Consider the following 8843-nt stretch of genomic DNA (forward strand, 5'->3'; position numbering starts at 1 on the left):
CCGCCGAAGCCATCGGCCCCACCGAACTCACCAAAGCCACCGAACTCACCAAAGCCACCGAACCCATTTCGGTCACCAAGGAACTCGCCCACCGCACCACCGAAGCAGATGTCTTCCCCACCCAGTGGCGCCGTATCTCCGAAACCCGCTTCCGCTTCACGGCTCACTGGCCGGCCACCCACTCCTTCTTCGGCCCGGTCGACGACCGCCACCAGGATCCGATGATCGTGGGCGAAACGTTGCGGCAGGCCTCGATGGTGCTCGCGCACGCCGAGTTCGGAGCCCCCGCCGACACCCACTTCGTCATGTGGGACCTGACGGTCCACACCGACCCGTCCGCGCTCCTGCTGTCGGACGCCGCCGAGCCGGTCGACGTCGACGTCGTGTGCTCCGAGATACGCCGTCGCGGTCGCGGCCTGCACAGCATGCGGACCACCATGGAGTTCCGCCGTGCGGGACGTTTCATCGCCCGCGGCACCGGCAGCACCGGCTGCACCTCGCCGCTCGCCTACCGCCGTCTGCGGCAGAAGCAGCTCGCCGCACTGGGCACCCCGGTGCCGCTGCTGCCGGGCATATCCCCGGCGCTCGCCGGCCGCTCCCGCGCCGAGGACGTCGTCCTCGCCCCCGCCGACCGCCCCGGCGTCTGGCGGCTGCGCGTGGACACCGGCCACCCGGTGCTCTTCCCGCGGCCCAACGACCACGTGCCCGGCATGGTCCTGTTCGAGGCGGCCCGCCAGGCAGCGGCCGCCGCGTCCGGCCGGCAGCCCTTCCTGCCCCGCTCGATGACGGCGACCTTCGCCCGGTACGCCGAGCTGCACAGCCCGTGCTGGATCGAGACGGAGGTGCTCGACGAGAACCCGGGAGACACGGGGCGTAGGAGGGATCCGGGAGACACGGGACATGGGAGGGATCCGGGAGACACGGTACATACGGGGGATCCTGGACATGCGGGAGGTCCGGGAGAGACGACCGTACGGGTATCCGGGCGGCAGGACGGCGAGTCCGTCTTCAGCGCCACGCTGACCTGCGCGCAGCCGGCCCGGGTACGGTCGCTGTCGTGACGGTCGATTTTCTGATCACGGGCGCGAGCGGCTTCGTCGGCAGCAGGGTCGCAGCCGCCGCACACCGGAAACCCGGCGTCCGCGTACGGCACTTGTCGCGCCGTACCCCACCACCGGGAGCCGAGCCCGGCGCGTCCGTCCACGGCGACCTCGCCGATCCGCTCTCCCTGCGCGGCACCTGCGCGGGCGCCGACGTCCTGGTGCACTGCGCCACGCGGGTCGGCGGCGACGCCGAGACCGTCGAGGCCGTCAACGACCTGGGCACGCGGGCCCTGGTCGAGGAGGCCGCGCGCGCCGGGGTGCGCCGGATCGTGTACGTCAGCACGGCCGCCGTCTACGGCCGGGGCCCGTTCCGCGGTGTGCGCCCCGGGGAGGTGCCGATCGCCCCCGCGTCGGCCACCAGCCGCACCCGGGCCGCCGCCGAACGGCACGTCCTCGACGCGGGCGGCCTGGTGCTGCGCCCGCACCTCGTCCACGGCGAGGGCGACCGGTGGGTCGTCCCCGGACTGGTGTGGCTGCTGGGCGAGTTGTCGGCGACCCTGACCGGGTGCGAGGCGCTCCAGTCGATGATCGACGTGGACACCCTGGGCCGTGCGGTGGTGGCCGCGGCCCTGTCCCCGGCGCACGACGGCGGTGTGCACCACGTCAACCACCCCGAGCCCGTGGGGGCCTCGGACCTGCTCGGGGCGGTGGGCACCCTGCTGGAGGAGCCCGGCGGCGGTGCGGCGGTGGACGTCGCCACCGCCCTGGACCGGGCCGCCGGGAAGCCGCTCGCCCTCCATCACCTCGGCATGCTCACGGTCGACCACTGGTTCGTGGACGACGCCTTCTGGAAGGACCTCGACTGCTCCCCCGGCGAGGGGTTCGCGGCCGAATTCAGGCGCGCGGCCCCCTGGTACCGCTCGTTCCTCCAAGGCCGGAAAGCCTCCTGATCGCCTCCGCCTCCTCCGCACGCGGACCCGGTACCGGCCCGCGATCCCGGCCGTGCAGCAGCACGGGCAACTCCTGGTGCCCCGTGGAGATGATGGAGCGCAGCCGCTTCGGAGGCCGGGCCGGATCGGCCAGGACCAGCCGCGGGAAACGGTCGAACAGGGATGTCAGGGCCACCGTCGCCTCGGCCATGGCCAGGGGCCGGCCCAGGCAGTGGTGCACGCCGTGGCCGAAGGAGACATGGTCGCGGCTGGTGGACCGGGTGACGTCGAACCGTTCGGCGTCCGGGCCGTGCCGCTCGGGGTCGCGTCCGGCACCGGCGAAGGAGACCAAGATCGGATCGCCCTTCGGGATCGTCAGGCCCGGCTCGATCTCGATGCCCTCGACGGCGTAGCGCAGACCCGACATGGCACCGGGCGCCTCGAAGCGCAGCGACTCCTCGATGGCGTCCTCCCAGGTCACCTGCCCGGAGCGGACCAGTTCGAGCTGGTCGGGGTGGGCGAGCAGGCTGTGCACGGTGTTGTCGATCAGGTTGACGGTCGTCTCGAAACCCGCGGTGAGCAGCAGGATCAGGTTGTCCATCAACTCCTGTTCGCTGAGGCTGCCTTCGTCGTGCGCGGCCATGAGGGCCGTCGTCAGGTCGTCGGCCGGGTGCTCGCGCTTGTACTGGAGGAACGCGGTCAGCGTGCCGTACAGCTCGACCCCGTTGGCCTGGGCGTCCTCCAGGGAGATCGCCGTGTCGAAGAAGCGGCCGATGATGCGGTAGAGGGCCCCCCGCGGACCGTCCTCACCCGGCGGTACGCCGAAGAGTTCGCACACCACCTCGTGCGGTATCGGCGCGGCGAACGCCGCCCGCAGATCGACGACTTCGCCCTCGGGGATCCGCTCCAGGTCGTCCAGCGCCCGGTCGACGATCTCCTGGACGCGCGGGAGCAGCGCGTCGACGCGGCGCTTGGTGAAGGCGGCGGACATCGGCTTGCGCAGCCGGCTGTGGTCGGTGCCGTAGGCCGTGACCATGTTGCGCACCGACACCCAGATCGCGAGCGGCCAGGTGCGGGAGATGTCCCCGTTGATCCAGGCCGGCCAGTGCTGGAAGGCGTCCTTGCTCGTCTCGGGTCCGGCCAGGAGCCGCTTGTTCAGCTCCAGGCCGTTGATCCACCACGCCCGTACGCCGCCCGGGAGTTCGACCTCCACGGCGGGTCCCTGGGCCCGGATCCGGGCTATCTCGTCGTAGAGGTCCTGGCCGGACGGGTCGATCGCCAGGAAGGGGCAGGCCTGCTGTGCCATGACTCATCGCTCCTTGGTCCAGAGGCTGGGGAACCATCGTGCGATCGAAGTGACGAAAAAACTTGGCAACCGGTTTGTTTTGGCCACCACTTCAATGACTGTTGGCCATGGAAAGGCCAACCGGAAGCCGACTGAAATCCGACCCGAAGCCGATCCGGCCCAAAGCCGATCCGGCCCAATGCCGACCGGGACGCCCCGCTATCGCAGCGCGAGCCCCGCCCGGCCCGGCTCCTCCAGCGCYCCGTCCGCCTCCCTGCCGACGGCCGCCTCCCTGCCGACCTGCTGCTCCCTGCCGACGGCCGCCTCCCTGCCGACGTGCTGCTCCCTGCCGACATCCGGCTCCTTGCCGGCGTCCGCCTCCTTGCCGGCGTCCGCCTCCGCGCGGTCCGGCTCGGTCCCGGCCGGGTCCAGCGCGCCGGCCAGGTGCGGGGCGGCCACGCACGGCAGGAGCAGGTGCCACAGGTCGGTCAGTGAGGTCCGGGCGAGCCAGCCGGGGTCCTCCCGGGCCAGCACCTCGATGCCGGTCGTGGCGGCGAGGACGACGGCGCTGGAGCGGTGCGGCGGCATCCCGGCGGCGAGTTCGCCCTTGCGCTCCGCCTCGGTCAGCAGCTCGTGCACGCACTCCCGCCACTCCCGGCGCAGGTCCCGCACCCGCCCGGCGACCGCCTCGGCGTTGAGCCGCAGCCCCGCGCGCACCACGACGTCGGCGCACAGCAGCCGGGCGACGTGGTGCGTGACGTCCACGAGGCGCTGGAGGGCGCACCCGTCGCCGCCGCGGCCCCGGCCCGCGACGCGGCGCAGGGCACGGGCGGCCGCGTACTCGACGGCCTCGGCCACGGCGGCCTTGTTCGCGAAGTGGAAGTGCAGCGCGCCGGAGCTGACGCCGGCTCCCGCGCTGATCTCCGACAGACTGGCCCGGACGTATCCCCGTGCCTCGAACTGCTCGGCCGCCGACCGGATCAGCGCGAGACGGGTCCGGACGGCCCGGTCCTGTTTGGTCACCCCTGGCTCCCGTGGAGGGCTCTGATGGCGACGCAATGAAACCAACTCGCTGGTTTTTCCACAACGCACGGACGAGCCGAAGACCTCGGCTCCGGCCGGGCCGGCCCGCGAGGCCCACGAGGCCCGCCAAGCCCGCCACGCCTGACGCCCGCCGCGCCTACGCCCGCAGATACGCCAGCACGCCAGCACCCGGCGATGGGTCTCGTCCGCCGGCGGCAGGTCCAGCTTGGTGAGGATGCCAGAGATGTGCTTGCCGACGGCCGCCTCGGAGACGACCAGTTCGCGGGCGATCGCGCCGTTGGACCTGCCCTCGGCGATCAGCGCCAGCACCTCCCGCTAGCGCGGGGTGAGGCGCTCCAGCGGGTCGCGGCGGCGGCGCAGCAACTGCCGTACGACCTCCGGGTCGACGACCGTGCCGCCGTCGGCCACCTCGCCGAGAGCCTGGACGAACTCCTCGACCTGGCCGACCCGGTCCTTGAGCAGATAGCCCACGCCTGTGCCGTCGCCGGAGTCCAGCAGCTCGGCGGCGTAGCGGCGCTGCACGTACTGGCTGAGGACCAGGACGGGCAGCGTGGGCCGCTCCCCGCGCAGCCGCACGGCCGCGTGCAGGCCCTCGTCCTGAAACCCGGGCGGCATCCGCACGTCCGTCACGACCACGTCGGGCGCGTGCTCCCCGACGGCCGTGATCAGTGCCCCGGCGTCCCCCACGGCCGCGACGACCGCGTGTCCGCAGCGTTCGAGCAGCCCGACGAGCCCGTCCCGCAGCAGCACGCTGTCCTCGGCCAGGACCACCCGCAGCGGTCGCTCAACTCGCAGGGCCACAAGGGATCTCCACACGCAGCAGGGTCGGTCCGCCGGGCGGACTGGACAGGGAGAGTCTGCCATCGAGCACCGACACCCGGTCGGCGAGTCCGGTCAGCCCGCTGCCCTCCCCGGCCCGCGCACCGCCGCGCCCGTCGTCGCGGACCTGAAGGACCAGTCGGCCCTCGCTCAGCCCGCCGCTCACCTCCGCCCGGCTCGCCCCGCTGTGCCTGCCCACGTTGGCGAGCGCCTCGCACACCACGAAGTACGCGGCGGCCTCGACGGCTTGGGAGAGCCGCCCGGGCAGCTCCAGATCGACGTCCACGGGCACGGCCGAGCGGTCGGCGGCGTCGGCGACGGCGGCTTCGAGGCCGTAGTCGGCGAGGACCTTGGGGTGGATGCCGTGGATGAGCTCGCGCAGTTCCGCGAGGGCCGTGCCCGCCTCCTCGTGGGCCTTGGCGAGCTGGTCGGCCAGCGGGCCCGGCGGGGCGTCCGGCCGGGCCAGGCCCAGCGTCATCGTCAGGGCGACGAGCCGCTGCTGCGCCCCGTCGTGCAGATCGCGCTCGATCCGCCGCCGTTCCGCCTCGAAGGCGTCCACCAACCGCACCCGGGAACGGGCCAGTTCGACCACTCTGGCCCCCAGGTCGGCCTCGCGCGGGGCGATCAGCAGCCGAGTCAGCCCGGCCCGCGCCCCGGCCGCGACGCCCAGCAGGTAGGCGCCCAGGGCGAGCAGGACCAGTCCGAGGACGGCGAACCCGACGGCAGCCGGCCAGGTGGTGACCAGCCACACCTTGAGCACCTTCGCCTCTCCGAAGACGGCCATGAGCAACGGAGTCGCCACCACGGAGAGCGGCCCCAGCAGGAAGGCGGTGAACGCGAGAGCGTCGACCGGCCACAACAGCCCGCGAACAGCAGGGCGTGGCCCAGCTCCCGCCAGGTGGCCCGCTCCCGCAGCCGGGTCGACAGCCAGGCCCGCAGCCCCGGCTCCCCGGGTGCTTCGTGCGGGTCGGACGCCGGCTCCGCGTCGACCAGCCGCAGCCTGTGCCGCTCCACCGCGGCGACCGGGGATGCCCACCAGGGCCGTACAAAGGAGCAGCGGCAGTCCTGGTAGCCGGGGCGAGCCATGGCCTGCCACACGTTCCGAGGCTGCATGGGGATCCCCGTAGTAGCCCGCCGAGGTCCCCCATTGGGCTCAGGGGGAGGTCCAGGGGTCGGCAGCTGCTGCCAGGAGAGTGTGCACAAGGTCGAGTTAGCTCGATCGTGTGATGGTCGGCTCGCGAGCTTGCGGTGCTCTGGGCCGACCGGGTTAACGTAACCATGCGATCTGGGACGCCGGGTACGGCGCCAGCGTGCGGGGCCCCCGCTCCACCAGAGGATGGTTCGGGGCCTCTCCGTCGCCACTGGCCGTTCCCACCTGGCCAGGTCGCCAGGAAACTGGCCTCCCGGGCTCGGACCACGCACAGGATGCGTGTCGCCGCCCCGGGGTTGAGTACGCCGGGGACCAGTCCGCCCAAGACCGTTCGGGGCGTGCGGCTGATCGGGTCATTCCTGCGTCAGTCTTCAGGAACGGTATGCCTGGCCCTACTTCGGGTCTAAAACCTGCTGCACTGCGCCGGCCCGCCTCCGCGCGAATCCGTGGAGGCCACCGGTCAATCGGCACGAGGCAGAGGAAGAACGTCGCCCTGCGCCTGGCCGGCCGGCGCGTCCCCAAGGCCCGGGTGCACCAGGCGCTCCAGCAGGTCGGCCTCGCCGAACGGGCCCGGCACAGACCCGGGCAGCTGTCCGGCGGCCAGCAGCTGGGGGCCCCTCCCAGGCCCTTAAGGCACTGGGGGAGCGTTGCCCTGGCCCGCGCGTTGATCACCCGCCCGGACGTGCTGTTCGCCGACGAACCGACCGGCGCCCTGGACACGCGGACCGGCCGCGAGGTGCTCGGGCTGCTGCGCGGCATGGTCGACCGCGAGGGCCAGACGGTCGTCATGGTCACGCACGACCCGGTGGCCGCCGCCTGCGCCGACCGTGTGCTCTTCCTCGTCGACGGGCGCGTCCACGGGGAGTTGACCGCCCCGAGCGCCGACGCCGTCGCCGCGCGCATGACCCGCCTGGAGGCCGTGCCGTGCTGAGCGTCGCCCTGCGCACCCTGCGCGCCCGCTGGGCCACCTTCACCGGCAGCTTCGTCGCGCTCTCGCTGGGCGTGGCACTGCTGACCGTGACGGGCCTGGCCCTGGCCTCGTCGGCCGCCGCCCCGGAGCGGGCCCCCGAGCGTTTCGCGGCGGCGCCGGTCGTCGTCAAGGCCCAGGACACTCTGCGCGTACCGACCCCGACCGGCGACCGCGAGTCCCGGCTCGCCCACCCGCGCCCCATACCCGCGGCGACCGTCGCGCGGTTGCGGAAGCTGGGCACGGTCGTCGAGGACCGGTCGTTTCCCGTGACGGGCGGTCCCACGCACATGGTGGGCCACCCTTGGTCCACCGCAGCGTTCACCCCCTACGACCTCGTCACCGGCCGGGCGCCCCGCCCGGTCGACGAGGTCGTCGTCACCGGCGACCGGGTGCGCGTCGGCCAACGGCTCCGCACGGACCGGGGCACGGTACGCGTGGTCGGCACCCTGGCCTCGCGCGGATTCGAGAACGCCGTCTTCTTCACGGACGCCCGTGCCGCCCATCTGCCGCCTGCCATCTCCCAGTTGGTCATCAAGGCGGATCCGGCGGCCGTGACGCGGGCGGTGGGCGACAGCGCCCAGGTCCTCACCGGGAACGCCCGCCGCCTCGCCGACGCCGACCCCGGCCGGGACGGCGAGGCGCTCACGGCGATGAACTCCCTGTTCGGCACCGCCGGCGGCGTCACCGCCTTCGTGTCGGTCTTCGTGGTGGCGTCGACCTTCGCCTTCGCGGTCGCCCAGCGGCGCCGGGAGTTCGCCCTGCTGCGCACCGCCGGGGCCACTCCCGGCCAGCTTCGCCGGAGCGTCCTCACCGAGGCCCTCGCCGTCGGCACACTCGCCTCGGCCACCGGCTGCGCCCTCGCCTCCCAGGGAGCGCCCCGCCTCGCGGCCTGGGTCGTCGGCAACGGCCTCGCCCCGGCCTGGTTCACCATCGGCGACCACACCTGGCCGTACCACGCGGCCTTCTGGACCGGCCTGCTCGTCGCGCTGTGCGGAGCGACCGCGGCGTCCTGGCGGGCCGGCCGCACCGGCCCCACCGAGGCGCTGCGCGAGTCCTCGGCGGAGAGCGGGACCATCACCCGGGGCCGCCTGCTGTCCGGCACGGCCCTGCTGCTGGCGGCCGCGGTGACACTGGGCCTGTCCCTGGCCGGCGACCCGGCCGACCTGCTCCACCGCAAGTCCTACATCAGCCGCCCGATGCTGCTGATCACCGCTGCCGCCCTGCTCTCCCCGCTCGTGCTGCGCCCCCTGACCCGGCTGCTGACGTGGCTGCCGGGCGCCTGCGCGATGCTGGTCCGCGAGAACACCGCCGCCGGGACGCGCCGCACCGCCGCGCTCGCGGCCCCTGTCCTGGTCACCGTCGCCCTCGCGGGTTCCCTGCTCGGCGCCACCGCGACCCTGAACCGGGCCAAGACCACCGAGACGAGCGAGCGCACCACCGCCGCCTTCGTCGTGACCCCGCCCGCCGGCACCGGCTTCGACGACGCCCTGCGCAGACTGCGCGCCGTCCCGGGCGCCGAGATGTCCCCGACGTCCTCGACGGCCGTCCACGTCCTGGAGGACGACGTGGCCCTCATCCGCTCCGAGGCCCGCGCCGCCCACCC

Annotated in this window: 6 protein-coding genes and 2 pseudogenes; 4 read left to right on the forward strand and 4 right to left on the reverse strand. The window is 73.5% G+C overall.

All coding sequences use genetic code 11. The features are described 5' to 3' along the window. Positions 1–65: 65 nt before the first annotated feature. The gene (locus CA983_RS36095) at positions 66–1061 is read left to right on the forward strand and encodes a ScbA/BarX family gamma-butyrolactone biosynthesis protein (RefSeq protein WP_244207236.1); all 996 of its coding nucleotides are present in this window, start codon (positions 66–68) and stop codon (positions 1059–1061) included. Next, positions 1058–1993: an NAD-dependent epimerase/dehydratase family protein gene (locus CA983_RS36100; protein WP_086604963.1), complete on the forward strand. Its 936-nt coding sequence runs from the start codon at positions 1058–1060 to the stop codon at positions 1991–1993. Before CA983_RS36095 ends, CA983_RS36100 begins: the two co-directional genes overlap by 4 nt. Here the strand turns inward: CA983_RS36100 and CA983_RS36105 are convergent. The 4 genes and pseudogenes from CA983_RS36105 to CA983_RS36120 all read right to left on the reverse strand — a co-directional run. Next, positions 1938–3278 carry a cytochrome P450 family protein gene (locus CA983_RS36105; protein ID WP_086604964.1) on the reverse strand — a complete coding sequence of 447 codons (1341 nt, stop codon included), beginning with the start codon at positions 3276–3278 and terminating at the stop codon, positions 1938–1940. The two genes, CA983_RS36100 and CA983_RS36105, sit on opposite strands and share 56 nt — an antisense overlap. 198 nt (positions 3279–3476) lie before the next feature. Then, the gene (locus CA983_RS36110; RefSeq protein WP_341866721.1) at positions 3477–4349 is read right to left on the reverse strand and encodes a ScbR family autoregulator-binding transcription factor; all 873 of its coding nucleotides are present in this window, start codon (positions 4347–4349) and stop codon (positions 3477–3479) included. An 88-nt stretch (positions 4350–4437) separates the two neighbouring features. Beyond that, positions 4438–5096 (reverse strand): annotated as a pseudogene (locus CA983_RS36115) (response regulator). After that, positions 5086–6192, reverse strand: a pseudogene (locus CA983_RS36120) (sensor histidine kinase); the annotation flags it as partial. The pseudogenes CA983_RS36115 and CA983_RS36120, both read right to left, overlap by 11 nt. A 289-nt stretch (positions 6193–6481) precedes the next feature. Between CA983_RS36120 and CA983_RS49735 the strand changes: the two are divergent. Then, positions 6482–7201: an ABC transporter ATP-binding protein gene (locus tag CA983_RS49735; protein WP_425276498.1), complete on the forward strand. Its 720-nt coding sequence runs from the start codon at positions 6482–6484 to the stop codon at positions 7199–7201. Next, a partial coding sequence (locus CA983_RS36130) for an ABC transporter permease (protein WP_086604965.1) occupies positions 7195–8843 on the forward strand: 1649 nt, incomplete at its 3' end. The genes CA983_RS49735 and CA983_RS36130, both read left to right, overlap by 7 nt.

It is taken from the genome of Streptomyces swartbergensis (assembly GCF_002148965.1).
GTDB lineage: Bacteria > Actinomycetota > Actinomycetes > Streptomycetales > Streptomycetaceae > Streptomyces > Streptomyces swartbergensis.

What these genes read in the sequence shown, in the direction of transcription:
- CA983_RS36105 (WP_086604964.1), bottom strand. Translation starts at nt 3,278, where the DNA reads ATGGCACAGCAGGCCTGCCCCTTCCTGGCGATCGACCCGTCCGGCCAG.